Source organism: Micropruina sp. (genome assembly GCF_047602085.1).
In the GTDB taxonomy this organism is placed as follows: domain Bacteria; phylum Actinomycetota; class Actinomycetes; order Propionibacteriales; family Propionibacteriaceae; genus Micropruina.
On the sequence record NZ_JASGID010000005.1, the window covers coordinates 146057 to 163394 of the forward strand.

General features: G+C 69.0%; 12 protein-coding genes. 10 read left to right on the plus strand and 2 right to left on the minus strand.

What is annotated here, in order from left to right:
* Nucleotides 1-55 precede the first annotated feature (55 nt).
* From QM721_RS09590 to QM721_RS09605, 4 genes are all read left to right on the plus strand, one after another.
* Nucleotides 56-1273, plus strand: a complete 1218-nt coding sequence (locus tag QM721_RS09590) for an NAD(P) transhydrogenase subunit alpha (protein ID WP_415121321.1) — start codon at nucleotides 56-58, stop codon at nucleotides 1271-1273.
* Nucleotides 1274-1277: 4 nt separating this feature from the next.
* Complete coding sequence (locus QM721_RS09595; protein ID WP_415121323.1) at nucleotides 1278-1586, plus strand: NAD(P) transhydrogenase subunit alpha; 309 nt, start codon at nucleotides 1278-1280, stop codon at nucleotides 1584-1586.
* Between the two features lie 5 nt (nucleotides 1587-1591).
* Nucleotides 1592-2971, plus strand: a complete 1380-nt coding sequence (locus QM721_RS09600; RefSeq protein ID WP_415121325.1) for an NAD(P)(+) transhydrogenase (Re/Si-specific) subunit beta — start codon at nucleotides 1592-1594, stop codon at nucleotides 2969-2971.
* A gap of 205 nt (nucleotides 2972-3176) precedes the next feature.
* Entirely contained in the window at nucleotides 3177-3671 is a 495-nt protein-coding gene (locus tag QM721_RS09605) for a GNAT family N-acetyltransferase (RefSeq protein ID WP_415121327.1), read from the plus strand.
* On the opposite strand, the gene QM721_RS09610 is transcribed toward QM721_RS09605, so the two are convergent.
* Entirely contained in the window at nucleotides 3672-4166 is a 495-nt protein-coding gene (locus QM721_RS09610) for a hypothetical protein (RefSeq protein WP_415121334.1), read from the minus strand. It abuts the gene before it with no gap.
* Between the two features lie 275 nt (nucleotides 4167-4441).
* Complete coding sequence (locus QM721_RS09615) at nucleotides 4442-5365, minus strand: bifunctional riboflavin kinase/FAD synthetase (protein ID WP_415121338.1); 924 nt, start codon at nucleotides 5363-5365, stop codon at nucleotides 4442-4444.
* 744 nt (nucleotides 5366-6109) lie between these two features.
* Here QM721_RS09615 and QM721_RS09620 point away from each other — a divergent pair.
* The 6 genes from QM721_RS09620 to QM721_RS09645 are packed head-to-tail and all read left to right on the plus strand — an operon-like array spanning nucleotide 6110 to nucleotide 17329.
* A complete protein-coding gene (locus QM721_RS09620; protein WP_415121340.1) occupies nucleotides 6110-8332 on the plus strand; it encodes a hypothetical protein in 2223 nt (740 codons plus the stop codon).
* Complete coding sequence (locus QM721_RS09625) at nucleotides 8332-9993, plus strand: hypothetical protein (protein ID WP_415121342.1); 1662 nt, start codon at nucleotides 8332-8334, stop codon at nucleotides 9991-9993. Before QM721_RS09620 ends, QM721_RS09625 begins: the two co-directional genes overlap by 1 nt.
* Nucleotides 9990-10571, plus strand: a complete 582-nt coding sequence (locus QM721_RS09630) for a hypothetical protein (RefSeq protein WP_415121344.1) — start codon at nucleotides 9990-9992, stop codon at nucleotides 10569-10571. Before QM721_RS09625 ends, QM721_RS09630 begins: the two co-directional genes overlap by 4 nt.
* A 13-nt stretch (nucleotides 10572-10584) precedes the next feature.
* Nucleotides 10585-12750: a hypothetical protein gene (locus QM721_RS09635; protein WP_415121346.1), complete on the plus strand. Its 2166-nt coding sequence runs from the start codon at nucleotides 10585-10587 to the stop codon at nucleotides 12748-12750.
* A gap of 7 nt (nucleotides 12751-12757) precedes the next feature.
* Nucleotides 12758-15034: a hypothetical protein gene (locus QM721_RS09640; protein WP_415121348.1), complete on the plus strand. Its 2277-nt coding sequence runs from the start codon at nucleotides 12758-12760 to the stop codon at nucleotides 15032-15034.
* 15 nt (nucleotides 15035-15049) lie between these two features.
* Nucleotides 15050-17329: a hypothetical protein gene (locus QM721_RS09645; protein ID WP_415121350.1), complete on the plus strand. Its 2280-nt coding sequence runs from the start codon at nucleotides 15050-15052 to the stop codon at nucleotides 17327-17329.
* Nucleotides 17330-17338: the final 9 nt, after the last annotated feature.

A 17338-nucleotide genomic window follows, 5' to 3' on the forward strand; every position in this document is an offset into this window, starting at 1 on the left:
GGCCGATCCGGGTTGGATGGATAGTCGGATCATCATCACGAAGGAGTAACGCGCCATGGGCTTCGTTCTCGGCATTCCGGCCAGCGCCGACCCGGCTGAGCGGCGCACCCCGATCGTGCCGGACGTCGCGATCAAGCTGCGCGCGCTGGGCGCCACCCTGCTGATCGAATCCGGGGCAACCCGCAGCGCCAACGTCACCGAGCACGACCTCGGCGAGGTCACCTGGGTGCCGTCCACCCGCGAGGTAATGGCCGGCTCCGACGTGGTCTGGACGATCGGACCGCCGGACGCCGAGGCGCTTGCCGCGCTGCGTCCGGGCAGCATTCTGATCGGCACGCTGGCGCCGTTCGCGGACGCCGGACGGGTGCGGCAGCTCGCCTCGGACGGCGTCAACTCGTTCGCCCTGGAACTGCTCCCCCGGATCTCCCGCGCCCAGTCGATGGACGTATTGTCCAGCCAGGGCGCGGCGTCGGGCTACCAGTGTGCGCTCATCGCGGCTGCCCGCTGCCCCAAATTCTTCCCGATGCTCACCTACGCCGCCGGCACCGTCCGGCCGGCCCGGGTGCTGGTGATCGGCGCCGGCGTCGCCGGGCTGCAGGCGATCGCCACAGCGAAGCGGCTGGGCGCCATCGTCGAGGGCTACGACGTGCGCCCCGAGACCAAGGAGCAGATCGAGTCGCTGGGCGCCAAATTCGTAGACACCGGCGTGGCCGCGGTCGGCGAGGGCGGCTACGCCCGCGAACTGACCGAGGCCGAGCGCGAAGCCCAGGAGGCGAAGCTCGGCAAGGCGATCGCCCAGTGCGACGTGCTGATCACCACGGCCGCGGTGCCCGGAAAGCAGGCGCCACTGATCGTCAGCGAGATGGTGGTCAACGCCATGCGGCCCGGCGCGGTGGTGGTCGACATGGCAGCCGAGCAGGGCGGCAACGTATTCGGCACCGTGGCCGGCCGTGAGGTGCGGGTCGGCCCGGCCCACGTGGTGGGTCCGGTCAACCTGCCCAGCCGGATGCCGGCGCACACCTCGGAGATGTTCGCCAAGAATCTGTACAACTTCACCGCGCCGCTGGTGAGCGAGGGGGTACTCGCGATCGACACCTCAGACGAGGTGCTCGCGGGCACCGCCCTCACCCTCGACGGCACGGTGGCGCACCCGCTGGTGCGCCGGGTGCTCGACCTGGAGAACCCCCCGCCACCACCACCGGCGGACCTACCCACCACGAGTTCAGAGCCCGCCGCGAGCGAGCAACCCGCCGAGGCGCAAGGAGAGGCCTGACGCCATGACCGATCTGCTCTATCTCTACATCTTCATGCTGGCGGCTTTCGTCGGCTACGAGGTGATCTCGCGGGTGCCGGTGATTCTGCACACGCCACTGATGTCGGGTTCGAATTTCGTGCACGGCGTGGTGCTGGTCGGCGCGATGTACGCGCTGGGCCATGCCGAGACTCCGCTGCAGATCGTGCTCGGCTTCTTGGCCGTCCTGCTCGGTGCCGCCAACGCCGCCGGCGGCTACGTGGTGACCGAACGGATGCTGGCCATGTTCGCGCCCAAGAAGAAGCAGCTCCCGACCGGCGAGCGGGAGGCCTGATCACCGTGGAATGGCTGGTCAACGGGGCATATCTGCTTGTCGCGGTGCTCTTCATCTTCGGCCTGAAGGCGATGTCGTCGCCGGTCAAGGCGCGCAGCGGCATCGCTTGGGCGGGGGTCGGCATGGTGCTGGCCACCGGCGTGACCTTTCTGGTACCCGGCATGCGCAACCTGGGGCTGATCGTCGTCGCCATCGTGGTCGGCGGCGGTGTCGCCTGGTGGGCCGGACGGGTGGTCAAGATGACCGACATGCCGCAGATGGTCGCCATCTACAACGGCATGGGCGGCGGCGCGGCGGCCCTGATCGCCGCCGTCGAGTTCGCCCGCGCCGAGGTGCACGGCCCGATCGTCGGCACCCTGGCGGTGCTTGGCTCACTGATCGGCTCGGTCGCCTTCAGCGGTTCGGTGGTCGCCTTCCTGAAGCTGCAGGGGGTGATGAAGAAGGCGGTCCGGCTGCCCGCGCAGAACCTGGTCAACATCGTTCTCGCCCTGGTCACGGTGGCCCTGGGGGCCTGGGTCGTGGCGGCGTCGTCCGGCACCGGCTCGGCCGAACCGTGGCTGTTGGTGTCGCTCTTCGTTCTTTCGCTGGCCCTCGGCGCGGTGCTCACGATGCCGATCGGCGGTGCCGACATGCCTGTGGTGATCTCACTGCTGAACGCCTTCACCGGCCTGGCTGTCGGCTTCGAGGGCTACGTGTTGGGCAACCCCACGCTGATCATCGCCGGCATCGTTGTGGGCGCGTCCGGCACCCTGCTCACCCAGTTGATGGCCAAGGCGATGAACCGGCCCATTCTCGGCGTGCTGTTCACGCCGATCACCGGCGAGGCGCAAACCGGCAGCGCCATCGAGGGCCGGATGAAGGAGCTGAGCGCCACCGACGCCGCGGCACTGATGCGCTACTCCGAGAAGGTCATCATCGTGCCCGGCTACGGCATGGCAGTCGCCGGCGCCCAGCACAAGGTGTGGGAGATGGCGAAGCTGCTCGAAGCCGGCGGCGTCGAGGTGTCGTTCGCGATTCATCCGGTGGCCGGACGGATGCCGGGCCACATGAACGTGCTGCTGGCCGAGGCCGGGGTGCCGTACGAGAAGATCTTCGATCTCGACGAGATCAACGCCGAGTTTCCGCTGACCGACGTGGCCCTGGTGATCGGCGCCAACGACGTGGTCAACCCGGTGGCCCGCACCGACAAGTCGTCCCCGATCTACGGCATGCCGATTCTCGACGCCGACGCCGCGCGCAACTGCATCGTGATCAAACGTGGCCGCGGCGCGGGCTACTCGGGCATCGAGAACGCCCTGTTCTACGCCGACAACACCTCGATGCTGTACGGCAGCGCACAGCAGGCCGTGGCCGACGTCATCACGCAGTTGAAGGAACTGGACTGAGTCGGGCCCGTCCGGCCATTGTTCTGCGCACCGCACACCCCATGAGGGGTGTGGCCGGGTGGGTGGGTAGGACTACGATGAGAGCACTCACCCCGGGCGTGGGCGGGTGTCGGCGGGCGGTCGTAGGCTTGCGACGTCCGGCAGCGTGAGGCCGTCTGCAACGCCTGGCAGCACAGTGGAACACCCCAAGGAGCGGGAGGTACCAATGACGGAGCCCATTCTGGTGCGGCTGTGCACAGCGGACGACCTTCCGGCCCTCAGCCGACGCGAACCGCACCCGAATGCGCGCTACGCGCAGGGCCACTTCGAACACCAACTCGAGGGTGGTTACCTGTTCGCCATCGCGCTGCGCGGCGAAGAGCAGTTGGGCACGAGCGTGCTCGACTGCCGCGACGACAACCTGCTGCAACCCGAGTTGAAGAGCCTCTGGGTGTACCCGGAGTTCCGTCGGCTGGGTGCGGCTCGGGCCCTCACCCAGTTTCTCGAAGACCGGGCCATCGACCTGGGCTTCGACGAGATCTTTCTGCGGGTCGACCCGCAGAACGCCGCCGCCATACCGATGTACATCTCGCTCGACTACACCCCCACCGGCGACCACAAGCTGACCACGTACCACTACGTCGACGGCCTGGGCAACACCCACTCCCGCGAAGAGATGGACGCCATCTACCGCAAATCCCTCCGGCTGTTGCGCCAGTAGTCAGTCGGCCTGGTCGAGGCCGACGGCCAGCACACTCACCCGACCGCGGTTCCAGTTCAAGTCGAGCACCACATTGCTGTTTTCGGCGCGATAGTCCGACACCCACACCTTCTCGGTGATCGCCGTCACCGCGAGTTGCCCCAGGTCGCCCACCTGGCGGGCGCGCACCTGCACCGTGGTGCCGTCGGCGAAGCAGATCCGGGCCAGTCCGCGAGCCGGGCCGGGCCGCACCGAACGCAACGGCACATTGCGGCGGGTCACGATGCCCAGCCGGTCGAGCAGGATCTGCACCGGGGCCACACCGAACTCCTGCTCCATGCGACGCCCGAGTTCGGCCAGCTCCCGAACATCCTGCTCGGCGAGGTTCAGTGAGGGTGGCAGTGCGAACCACTCGTCACGATCGACCGGACGCCGCGATGGTCTCGGGCGCCGAAAGAACAGGGCGGTGAGCGCCATGAGCGCACCCACGGCGGCGACCGCCACCAGCCACGACATGGTGCAACTGTGCGCCACCGAACGAACCCGCGCAAGACCTGGGCTGCTACTGAGAGCTTCCGCAGGCAGGGCTGTCGAGTTGGGGCAGGGCTGTCGAGTTGGGCGTCGTTGGGGTGCTCGCCTGAGCGCCACAGCCAAGCGAGCGCTGATTCACCCTTGAGGGAACTGCCGATCTTCGCTGGCCGAGCGTGTCGAGACCTTGCATATGCCGCTGCGGCAAGGGGATTTCGACACACTCAACCGGCGGTGGCTGCGTTGGTCAGTGCTTCCTCAGCTCAGGTGCCAAGAAGCTCGTGGCAGCGTCGCACGTCGTCGCGCATCTGCTGCACCAGGGCCTCGATACCGCTGAAACGCACCTGGCCACGAATGCGAGCGATGAACTCCACCGCGATCGGCGCCCCATACAGCTCTAGGTCAACACGGTCGAGAACGTACGACTCCACCCGGCGCTGCACACCGTCGAAGGTGGGGTTGGTGCCCACCGAGATGGCGGCCGGCCAGCGCTCCGCAGTCCCCCCGTCCGGCAGGGGGACGCCGTGCGCGTCGCGGGCGTCCAACCGGTGCAACCATCCGGCATAGACCCCGTCGGCAGGGCAGGCGAGCTCACCCGGGACGGGCAGGTTGGCGGTCGGAAAGCCCAGCTCGCGACCGCGATGGTCGCCGTGCCGGACCACCCCGCTGAACCGGAACGGACGTCCGAGGTGCTCGGCTGCATGCTCGACGTCGCCGTCGGCCAACGCCTGGCGGATCACGGTCGAGCAGGTCTCTTCGTCGCCGAACCGCACCAGCGTGAGCCCCTCGACCTTGAACCGGCCGGCACCCAGTTCGCGCAGGGTCTGCACGGTGCCGGCGGCCCGGTGCCCGAAGCGGAAGTTCTCGCCCACCACGATCAGTGCCGGCTCGAGCGGCAGCAGCACCCGCTGCACGAACTGAGCGGGGCTCAGCCGGGCGAAGTCGGGGGTGAAGTCGATCACCTCCACCCGATCGGCGCCGGCCCGCTTCAGCAGGTCGATGCGCTCCTCTAGCCCGGTGAGCAGCATCGCACCCAGCTCGGGCCGGAGCACGCTGATCGGGTGCGGCCAGAACGTGACCACGACCAGCGGCAGATCGGGACGCCGGGCATGCGCCCGCTGCACCACCTCGACATGCCCCGGGTGCACGCCATCGAAGTTGCCGATGACAACCACGGTTTCGCTCACGGTGGACCACCCTAGTGCCCAGAGTCGGGCTCTCCTGCGCAGCCTGGTCGAGACCGCTGGTTGTGACGCCGCCGGCGGGGCCCAGAGCGTGCTCGGACGACGTTGGCGTCGGGCCGGTCGCGGGTGATCGCTGCCGCCCTCGGCGATTGCGGTGGCCAGTGATCCCGTGCGGGCCCGACCACCGCAGATCGAACAGCGCCCACCCCGATGTCGCCGGCTCAAGAAGATTCCAACCAGCGCCGGGCGAACCTGTTGAAACGCCCTGCCTTGGCCGCATAACGGAGGTCTCGACAGGCTCGACCAACGTGACCCACCAGCGCCGGGCGAACCCGTCGAAACCCCATGCCTTGGCCGCATAACGGAGGTCTCGACAGGCTCGACCAACGTGACCCACCACCGCCGGGCGAACCTGTTGAAACGCCCTGCCTTGGCCGCATAACGGAGGTCTCGACAGGCTCGACCAACGTGACCCACCAGCGCCGGGCGAACCCGTCGAAACCCCATGCCTCGGCCGCACAACAGAGGTCTCGACAGGCTCGACCAACGTGACCCACCACCGCCGGGCGAGCCCGTCGAAACGCCCTGCCTTGGCCGCATAACGGAGGTCTCGACAGGCTCGACCAACGTGACCAACCAGCGATTGAACGTCGGGGGCCGTGGGTACTTCTGCGTAGTCACTGAGCCCGCCGAATCGGGCCGCTGCCGCACTCCTTGGGGTGATCGCACAGCGAGGAGCGCGCTTCCATGACCGAAACTCTTTTCACCAGGCTCGACACCCGGCTGTCACTTCAGACGCCGATCACCCGGGCTGAACCGGTGACGGCCCTGCGTTCGGCCAAGTGGCTCGACCCGCACCTGGGTGAGCTGCTGGCCCAGATCAAACCGCAGCCCGGCCTGCCGCGGACCCAGCAGACCGTGCCGATCGCCCCGAGCGACGCCCTCGACGACGCGATGCTCTTCGAGGCACCGGCGAACCCCGGCCAGCGGTTCTACCTGCCCCGCTACTCTCTCGCCACCCAGCTCACCGACCGGGGCACCCAGGTACGCGTCCGGTTGACCCGGCAGGACCCCGGCGCCCGGATCAGCGTCGTCGTCCAGACGTCGATGCCCCCGGAACTCGCCGCCGTTGCCCCTGACGCCACTCCCCTGGCCCACGAGGTCACCGGCGTGTTGAGCTTCGAGGTGCCTGGGGGCGGGATGAAGCGCGAATGGGTATGCACCGACCGGCACGACCTGCCCGACGGCATTGAGCTGTCCGTCGTGGTTCCCACGGTGAGTGACCTGGGCGAGGTCTACAACGCCCTCACCGACGCCTCCGCAGGCTGCAGCTTCACCGTCCGGCGGACGATCACGGTCGCGATCCCCACCGGTACCGCGCCGGTGGAGCAGGGGCAACGGCCCCGCTTCCCCGTCGATGTTCCGGTGCATGTGCCACCGGTGACGGGCGACAGCGGCGTCGTCGAACCCGAGGTGGTCAACTGGCGGCGTCCGCCGATCAGGATTCCGCTGCACCAGCCCTCGATCGAGCAGCCCGAGGGGGCGATCGCCGGTGTGCGGTTGGCCAGCCACACCCTCCGCCCGGGCGGCCCCCGGTGGCACCCGATCGACGAAGACCCCGGGCCGCAAACAAGCCCCGGCGAGACCCTGTTCCGGGCCACCACCCGCAGCCTCGACCAGATGCTGACCCCGACACCGTTCGTCTTCTCCAAAGACCTACACCCCTACATCTACGGCGACATCACCGGAGCCGGAACCCAGGGCGGACTGGTGCTCGAGCAAATCGCCTTCGGTGACCGGCATCACTCCTACTACTTCGCCGCCGACCGTCCCGAGGTGGCCTACTACCTGCCCGACGCCTTCAAGCTGGCCCGGACGCCGGAGGCGCCGCACCCGCCCATGATGTCGGTGACCTTCGACAGCAGCGACGGCACCGCCGCCACCACCAGCACCACCGTGGTCTTCGCCGCCTCTGCGGTGGCATCGCCGGCCCGGCTGCTGGACGCCGCGACACAGCTCGCCGCCCGGGCCGGAGTCGCAGCGCCGGCCATGGAGCTGCAACCGTTCATGGCCGACTCGTCCAGGCTCACACTGCGGGTGTCGCTACCGGGAGCAGCCGGGTCGAGCACCGTCCTGGAGGACGCGCGCATCGACCTGCGGACGGCGTTGAGCGCCGGCTTCAAGCTGCCGCTGGCCGCCTTCCAATCCATGTTCGACCGGCTCAACGGCGCCGACCCGCGGCTCTTCGACGGCGAGGTGGAGGTGCGGCTGGACCGTCCCGACCGGGCTGCCGAGAAGGTTCCGGTGGTGGTGAACATGGCCGACCTGGCCGGGGCGCTGGTCGACGTCACCCCGGTGCGGCAGCCGGCTGACCCGCGCTACCAGGTCACCATCGCCAACGCGATCGAGTCGCCGGTGCGACTCGACACGCTGGTCGCGCGGCTGCCGCAGTCGACCGGCCCGCTGGCCGCCGCGTTGCAGCCGTCGCCGGCCGGCGAGACTCTCGCCCCCGGCGGATCACTGACCGCGACCGTCACCCCCGAACGGACTCCGGACGAGCCGGAGGTGCTACCCGAGGTCAGCGTCGTGGACGCCACCGTGACGCCGGACGCCGGCGCCCTCTGGGACGCGATCTGCGACGACACCACCTCGTACCTGACCCGCGAGGTCACGGTGAAGGCACCGGCGCAGCTCTTCACCCCCGGCGACGACGGCAGCCGGATTCTGGCCCTGGTGATCGAGTTGGGCGGGCTGACCGGCGGGCTCACCAAGACCGTCGAACTCAGCGCTGAGACGCTGAGCGCCCTGGCCACCATCAACGCGCCGATCGCCGACCTGGTGCTCAGGACGACCGACCCCGGCCAGTACCGCTACCGGGTCTCGACCGTGCGTGCCGACCGGGTCACCGACGGCCAGTGGCACGAACGGTCGGCGGAGATCCTCTGGATCGTCTCGGCGGACGTGACATGATGCGCGGCCTGCCCGACTTCGGCGCCCCCCTGGACGCCACCTGCTTCGCCGGCTTCGACCAGCCCGGCGTCGTGGCCCTGCCCGACGCTCTGGCCCTGGCCACCGACCCCGCGGGAGTGCCGCGGCTCGTCCTGGAACGCTTCCGGGACGCCGGCTTCGGGGCGAATGCCCAAGCGTACGGCCTGATCAGCGCCTGGTTCGTGGCCGGTTGGCCGGATCGCGCCGGGGAGCATGCGGTGACCGCCCGGGCGATTCCGGACGCCGGAGTGCTGACCGTCCGGCTCGATCGGGTGGACGGCGACCCCGAGGTGATCGGCGAGCCGATGGACTGGGACGGCTCGCTGGCCGCACCCTGGGGCGCCCGAGTCAGCCCGCAAGCGATCACCTGGATGATCGAGGCGCTCCGGATGCGGCTGCTCTCGCTGCATGCCGAGGCGGTGCTGAGCGTCCGCGGGGTCGCCCCACGAGTGCCCGTCCGGCTCGAGGTGGACGCCGCACGACTGCTGGCGCTCGTGCCGAGCCCAGACCCGTCCGGGTTGACCGCCCTGACCGCGGAGCTGACCACCTCGACCGGCGCGCTGCGCATAGCCGATGGCGAAGCGCCCGCCGAGCGGATCGCTGCGGTGGTGCTCGACCGGCTCAATGCCGACCTGCCGACGCCGGTGGGCAGCCAACTGTGGGATCTGGCCCAGCCGTTCGTCACGCGCCGCCGGGTGACGGTCTCCCGCCTGCTGCGCGACCTGATCGCCGACGCCCCGATCGACGAGGCCGTGATGGTTCCGTCCGGCGTTGAACTGCCCGCCCTGGAGCTGGGCTGGAGCACGCTGGACGTGCTCAGCAACCTGCCCGTCCAGCGGCCCGGGGTGCTGGCCTGCGGGGTCAACCTACTCGCCCCGCCGCGCCCGCCGGCCCGCCCGCAGGCGGCCATCGCGGGCTGCGAGCTCACCCCTGAGCAGCCCCGGCAGCGGCTCACCCTGCGGCTGGCGCCCGGTGAGCGACTGGACTACCTGAGCGAGGCCTGGCTGGTGGTCGACGGACCGACCGGAATCCGCGAGGTGCAGGGCCGACAGCAGGGCCATACCTCGCAGCGGCTGATCGTCGCGGCGGCCGACTTCGGGGTCCGGTTCGCCCACGTGTCGGCCGACGCCGCGCTGCTCGGCCTGGCCACCGCGGAGGTCAGCCTGCGCCAGGGATCGTGGACCGGCCCGAGCGTCGTGCTGGACCCCGCCACGCCCGAGGCCGCGCTGGTGGTCACCGACGACAGCCCGGACGGAACCGAACCACGGTTGTCGATCACGGTGCGCGCCCTCACCGGCGAGGCCGCCATCGAACTGCCCGAGCTACCGGCCGAGCATCTCGCCCTCGGGCTTTCGGCGGTGCCGGGGTGGGGGCCGCACCGGCTGACCGTCCACAACGCCGGCACCGAGCCGCAGGCGATCGAACTGGCCGACGAGGCCGGAACCAGCTCGGCCATGGTCAACCTGGCACCCGCCGAGACCCGAGCGTGGACCTGGTTCGCGGCCGATCCATTCCGGCCCGGCTTTCGCTACCGGCTGCGTCCGGTCGGCGAGCCCGGTGCGTGGCACGGCCCGCTGACCGATCCGGCGCTCACCATCCCGCCGCTTACCCTCACCACCGCCACGAACGGAGCACCGAGATGACCGCCATCGCACTGCCCGGCGGGGGCTACGGCGTGTTCGTCGCCGACACCGACGCGATCGATCTGATCCCCGGACGTCCGGCGCCGGAGGCTCCCGGCGGGGGGCCGTCGGTCAGGCTGTTCGACGACGGACGGCTCACCCACGTCTCACTGGGTGCCTGCTGGCCGGTACCTGAGCAGTGGCTGCGCACCCGACTGCCCGGGCTGGGGCTGTCCCGGCGGTTCACCGGCCGGGCCTCCCAGCTGCGGGTGGCGGTCGCCGGCACACCCACGCTGACCCTGGCGGTGGCGTCGGTGCCGGGCGCGGAACCCAGCCCGCTGATCACCGTCACCACCTCGGGGTATCCGCCGTTCAACGCCATTCTCGGCGTCCCGGCCGGCCCGGACGCCGCCGCGGCGCTGCGGGCGGCCGCGTCCGGCGAACCGGGCCGGGCCTTTGTCAGCATCACCGCCCGGGTGCCTGCCGACCTCGAGCTCGACCCGGCCGTCCTGGCCACCACGGCGCTCACCATCACCGATCGAACCGTCACTGTCACGACCGACCTGGCCGACTGGCAGCACACCCCGAACACCAACTGAAAGGACTCAGGCCATGCTCAAGTGGGACAAGGTCGAAACCATCAACGGATTGTCCGTCTACGCCGACGACACCGACGCCAACACCTGGTACGCGCTGCCGCAGACACCGCGGTTCCGGATCGACAACGGCAAGCCGGTGTTCCGGTTCATCAAATACAAATTCCCGATCGAGCACTCCTCGGGCAAGAAGGGCGGCGGCTTTCTGATCTGCGATGTCGAGTTCGGCATGACCCCGTCCGAGGAGCAGGCGCTGCGCGAGGTGCTGCAGGAGCGGGTCACCACCCGCTGGTTCGGTGCCGGCGACCCGCCCAAGGCGAAGATCGGGCAGCTCAGCTTCACCCGAGGTGCAGCCTCGGTGCAGATCGTGGACGCGGGCGGCGAACTGGTGCAGAAGGTGACCAACCCGGCCTCGCCGTCGCTGTACGGGAAGATGGTGCTGCCGATCACCGTCGAGCTGTCCCCCGAGGGTGCCACCCTGCTGGAACAGGCGCTGCAGGGCGACGGCGGCATCGTCCAGGTCGCCTACGACCTGTGGACGCCGGTCAAACTGCCCGACGTCAGCGCCCACGTCTGGTTCGACCTGAGCAAGACCATGCACTTCCACCAGCACATCGACGTGGAGGAACGGATCTGCGCCGAGGACGACTACAGCGAGGCGATCACCCAGATCATCACCTCCAGCGACTCCGGCGAGATCACGATCATTCCGGGCGCCGGCACCGACGCCAAGGCGATCGATGCGGTCACCGCCTGGGCCACCAAGACGATGGCCGACGCCGCCACCCGAATGGTGCTGGGGGACGCGCCGCTGCAGAGCCCGGAGGAGATCCGCAAGCTCTACACCGAACAGGACTTCGAGAACATCGACGTCGACTTCTTCGACCACCGCAACGCCCACTTCGACCAGTGGTTCAGGGTCGGCCAGGTCATGGAGTGGAACCCGGCCCCGCGGGGCACCCTGCCGAACATCACCTCGATGAAGGGGCCGGACGGAAAGGCGTACGAATGGAAGAACTTCTCCACCACTGTCGACCTCAACGACCCGTTCTTCCGCACCATGAAGGTGTCGATGCGGGTGAACGCCGACTTCGAGAAGCTGCCCCTGCACAGCGTCGAGCTCAAAGTGGCCTACGACCCCGCCGGCCAGAACATCGTCGTCGAGCCGGTATTCACCGACGCCGACGGTTCGGAGTCGATGGAGGCGTTCATCGCCAACAACAACCGGTTCTACAGCTACAGCTACCAGGTCAACTACAAGGGTGAGACGCGGCCGTACATGTCTGCCGAGAAGACCAGCAACGACCCGTCGCTGGTGATCAACGTCGGCGACCTGGGCATCTTGCACCTCGACGTGTCCCCCGGCGACCTGAACTTCGACCAGGTCTCCGCCGCCCAGGTGCGGCTGTGGTACGGCGAGGGGACGGACCGGATCGAGACCTCGATGTCGCTGACCAATGACGACCCGAAGCACAACTGGACCAAGGTGATCTTTGCCGAGCGGCGCGCACCGGTGCACTACCAGGTGAAGTACTTCATGGCGGACGGCCGCGAGTTCGACGGCCCCGAACTCACCACCGGCGCCAACGAATTGCCGATCAACGACCCGTTCGCGTCGACCCGGACGATCAACATTCGTGGGTTCGGCGACTTCGCGGGCCGGATCGACACGATCTTCGTCGACCTGACCTACACCGACTCGATCAACAACTACAGCCAGACCAAGTCGGTCGCCCTGAACGCCGGCTCCACCTTCGACGAATGGTCGTTCCCGGCGATCCTGCCCGACGGCGGCGAACTGAGCTACGTGGTCAACATCCGGTACAAAGACGGCACGGTCGAGACCCATCCGGCCGCCCCCATCATCGGCACCACGGTGATGGTCGGCGACGTGCAACTGATGCAGAAGGTGGACGTGATGGCCGACCTGATCGACTTCACCGCCGTCCGGCTGGTGAAGGTGACGCTGCGGACCACCGAGCCGGGCGTCACCGCCGCGACCGACCTGGTGTTCAAGAGCGGCGGGTTGACCACCCAATCGTGGGAGTACCCCTACGAGGACGCCGGCCAGCGCAAGCTCGACTACACGATCATGTACTTCGCGGCCGACGGCACGTCGGCCTCGAAGACCGTCACCGGATCGGTGGAGACCACGATCGTGCTCCCGCCGAACGCGAACTGAGCCGGCCATGCTCTACCTCGACGCACCCTTCCACACCATCGACGGGGTCGCCGTCTTCGGCGACCACGCCGACCGGCAGCAGTGGTACTACCTGCCGGGGGTGCCCCGGATCGCGACGGTGAACGGCCTGCCGCAACTGTCGCTGATCAAATTCAAGGGCACTGCCGGCACCGGCGGATTCTTGAACGTCGATGTCGACCTGGGCCTCGACCCGGACGTCGTCGACGAGTTGGCCGGCCGGATCGCCGCCATCGAGAACCTGCCCGAGCCGCCGCGACTGGCCCAGTTGCCGGTGATCGACGGCACCGTGCGGATGATGCTGTTCGATGCCGAGACTCCGGTTCCGGTGCCGCCGGGCGGCGCACAGCCGCAGCCGGCGCCGGTGGATCCGGACGCCCTGAAGTTCGTGCTGAAGCTCAGCCATGCGGCCAAGCCGGCACTCTACGGCGACAACCGGGCGGCTTTCTCGGTGCAGCTCACCCATGAGGGCATCACCACCCTGGAACAGGCGATGCGCGGGGTTCTGTCGCCGATCGGCATCGTCTACAGCCTCGACTTCCTCGGCATGCGGCCCGCGTATCACGTCAGCGTGCACGCCGACTGGGATCTGATCCAGAAGCACCTCGAAGAGCACGAGGAGTTCTCGCTGCCACTGGTCTACCAGTCCTCGATCGACAAATTCGTCGACTCCCTGGTCGAGTCGCGGGCGATCGAGATCAAGGCCGACACGTTCGTGCTGGAGGAGGACGGCTCGGCCGTGATCGCCCGCCGCGACCAGGCCATGGACGACATTCGCGACATGATCACCGAGACGTTCTTCGAGCCGACGCTTGACCCGATCGACTCCTCCGACGCCGCCGACAAGGGCGTCCGGACGGCCGGCCGGATCATGCAGGCGATCGCGTCGGCGGGGGCGTCGGAGAATTGCATGTTCCGCCGCCGAGAGGTCGACGTCACGCGGATCGAGTCCAAGCGGCTCGACGTGACGATGAGCGAGCGGATCACGATCAAGCGGACGGTGTACCCGCAGGGGCACCTGTCGGGGCTGTTCCGCACGCTGACCGACCAGGGGTTGCCCCTGGATCAGTTCGTCACCGAGGTCGACCTGGACGACCCCTGGTTCGAGCGGCGCCGGCTGAAGGTGATCGCCCGCGCCGAATGGGCATCCGACCAGGTGCGCTCGATCAGCGTGCTGATGAGCTACGGCGGCGAGGTGCAGTCGCTGCTGCTGACCAGCGCCCAGCCCGAAGCCGAGGTGTCGTGGTCGAGCCGGCTGGTCGGCGGCGGAATGGCCCGCGAGGTCGAACTGACCTACACCGTCAACTTCGCCGGAGTGGACGGCACCGAACGGCCGATCAGCCTCACCTCGCAGCCCCAGACGGTGCTGGTGGACGCGATCGAGATCGATCCCCGCGAGCTCTACTCGATCTCGCCGGTGCCGGTGGTGGCGCTCAGCTACCCCTGGGACCGCTACCCGAACGTGGAGGTCGAGCTCAGCTACGCCGACCCCGCCGAGGGCATCGCCCAGGACGACGTGCTGCTGCTGAACTCCACCGCGACCGAACAGACCTGGCCGATGTTCGTCCGCAACCCCGAACTGGCCACGGGACGCTTCCGGGTCACCCACCGGGCCGTCGACCAGCGCGACCTGGTCGGCCAGTGGGGCGACATCGAGAGCGAGCGGATCATCGTCCGCGACCCCTACCCGAACGGGCTGATCCTAGACGTCGTGCCGGTGCTCAACTGGACGGTGGTGAAGCGGGCCTTCGTCGACCTGTCGTACACCGACCTGGAGCACAACATCGTCGAGCAGGAGTCCTTCGAGTTCAGCGCCACCGCCGAGGCCACCCAGCAGTTCAAGGTCCGGCTGGCCGACGTCACCCGGCGCGACGTGGACTACCGGGTGACCTTCGTCAACGCCGACGGCAGCGTGGTCGAGGTGCCGCCGTCGGTCACGGCGGGTCGGCGAATCACCGTCCGGGCCGACATGTTGGGGCACCGGCTGGTCCGCGTCCGCAGCGCCCCCGACGCCGACTTCGCCGGCGCCAAAGTGCGCGAGCTGACCGTCGAACTGCGCTACACCGACACCGCCGCTGGCATCGAGGTGGCCGACCGGGTCCAGTTTCACGCCGCCGGCGAGAGCGACGCCTTCGAGTTCGACTACGTCGACGCCACCCGGACCGGCTTCGAGTACCGGGTCACCACCACCTTCACCAACAACCTGTCCCGCACCCGCGACTGGGCACCCAGCGACGAGAGCGATCTCGTCGTCGGGGTCCGCTAGCCACCAGGAGGAATCATGCTGCTACTCGGTAGTCGCACCATCACCGTCGAAGGCGTCACCGTCTTTCCCGATCACGCCGACCCCGACCAGTTCTGGTACCTGCCGGGACCGGTCCAACTGGCCCGCCGTCCCGACGGCGACCAGGCATTCACCTTCATCAAGTACAAGCCGGCCGCGGTGGCCGCCGGCGCCAAGGGCGGCGGCTTCCTGATGTTCCAGGTCGACCTGCGCCTCGAACCCGACCTGGAGCGCCGGATCGTCGCCCGGCTGCGCTCGATCGCGAAGGGACGGCCCCGGCTCACCGTGGTGCCGTTCGACGAGGGGACGGTGCAGGCCATCGCGCTGAACCTGCAGGGCAGCGGCGGGACGTCGGCCCAGCCGGCACCGGAGGGATCGTTCCGGGCGGTCGAGCAGATTCTCGGGGCGAGCACCCCGTCGCTGCAGGGCAACAACACCGCGGCGTTCAGCCTGACCCTCTCGCAGGAGGGCGCGATCATTCTGGAGAAGGCCTTCGAACAGGGCACGGCGCCGGTCGGCGTGCTGTACGACTTGAAGTTCACCGGCATGCGGCCCGCCCTGCACGTCGAGATCAACGCCGACCTGGAACGCGTCTACAACCAGTTCGGCGCCGCCCTGGACGCCCAGGTCTACTTCGTCCAAGCCGGCATCGACGCGGCCTTCGAGAAGCTGGTGCAGAACGGCGCGATCCAGATCAAGGTGATCGACTTCGTCGGCGGCGACGATCAGGCCGACAAAGAGAAGTGGGCGCTCGACTTCTTCAAGGAGAACCTGCTCCGGCAGTGGTTCGAGCCGACCCTGACCCCCGGCCAGGTGGCCGGCGGACGGGTGACCGCCGAGCCGCTGTCGGCGGTGCTGGCCCGCGGCAACGCGCTGCGGCCGCCGACCACGCCCGCCCCGGCGCGTCCGGCCACCGGGGCCCCGGGCGCGGGTGCCCCGGCCGCCGCACCGCCGCGCGCGGCTCCACCGACGGCGAACACCGGCAGCGAAGACCCCACCGAGGGCCACAACCCGGTGGCACCCCCGGCCGATCCGACCGGCACCACCGCACCCACCGAGGGCACCGGGACGCCGCCGGCCAGCTCGCTGGCGGCCGCCGCGGCGGCGGTCGGGGCGCCCCGGGTCACGCCGCCCTCGCAGCCCGCCACCACGCCGCCCAACGGCTTGTCCCAGCCCCCGGCAGGGGGCGGTTCGTCCGCGGTGGTGTCGTTTCGGCTGCGAGCCGTCCACCAGGAGGAACGCAAGCGGATCAAGGTGGTCTACGACCGCTCCGAGGCCACCCAGCGCAGCTACGCGCCGCAGGGTTTCTTCGGCGTCCTGGTGGCCGGCCTCGACCGCTCGCGGCACTTCGTCGAGGTCGATCTCGATGACGCCTTCTTCCGGGTGTTCCAGATCGTCGTCGACCCGCCGGACGACTTCGCCGGCATCGGGCTGCGCAGCGCGCAGGTGGCGCTCGACTACGGCGATCCGGCCAAGCCGGCCGAACTGAAGCACAAGGACCTGCGTTTCGAGCCGGGAGCCACCCCTCCGTCGGCCCAGACCATGGAGGTCTTCCTCAACTCGGCCCTCGACCTGGACTACCGGCAGTCGGTGCAGTACCACTTCGCCACCACCTCGGGCTGGGAGGGCAGCAAATTCTCCTACGAGCTGCCGGCCAGCAGCACCGAGGATCGCACCCTGGTGCTGGTGCCACACGAGCACATCGGCTTTCTCAGCGTGGACGCCGTGGCCACCCGGGTGGACTGGTCGGTGGTCGATTCCATCGACGTTCACCTGCGCCACGAGTCGGGCGGCGAGGTGCTCGAGAAGCAGTTGCTGCTCACCGCGGCCACACCGAGCGCCACCTGGAAGGTCCGCACGTCGGCGCCGAACGCCCGCGACTACACCTGGCGGCTGGTGCACCACCTGGCCGACGGCACCACCAAGGAGACCGTCGGAACCGAGCCGTCCCGGGCCTCGCTGTTGCCGGTCGACGACCCGTTCCCGGGTTCCATCACGTTGTCGTTCCTGCCGCTGCTCGACCCGGCCAAGACCCGGTTGGCCTTCGTCGACATCGAGTACCACGACGAGGAGGGCAACTACCACCGCGAGGAGCGGCTGACCATGAAGCCGTCCGACACCGACCCGCAAGAGAAGCAGATCGCGGTGATGGACCTGAAGAAGAAGTCCTACACCTACCAGATCACCCTGGTCGGCACGAACAACTCGATGACCCGGCTGCCACCGGTGACCACCTCCGACGACCTGATCGCCGTCTCTGAACCACTACCCGCCTGAAGGAACAGC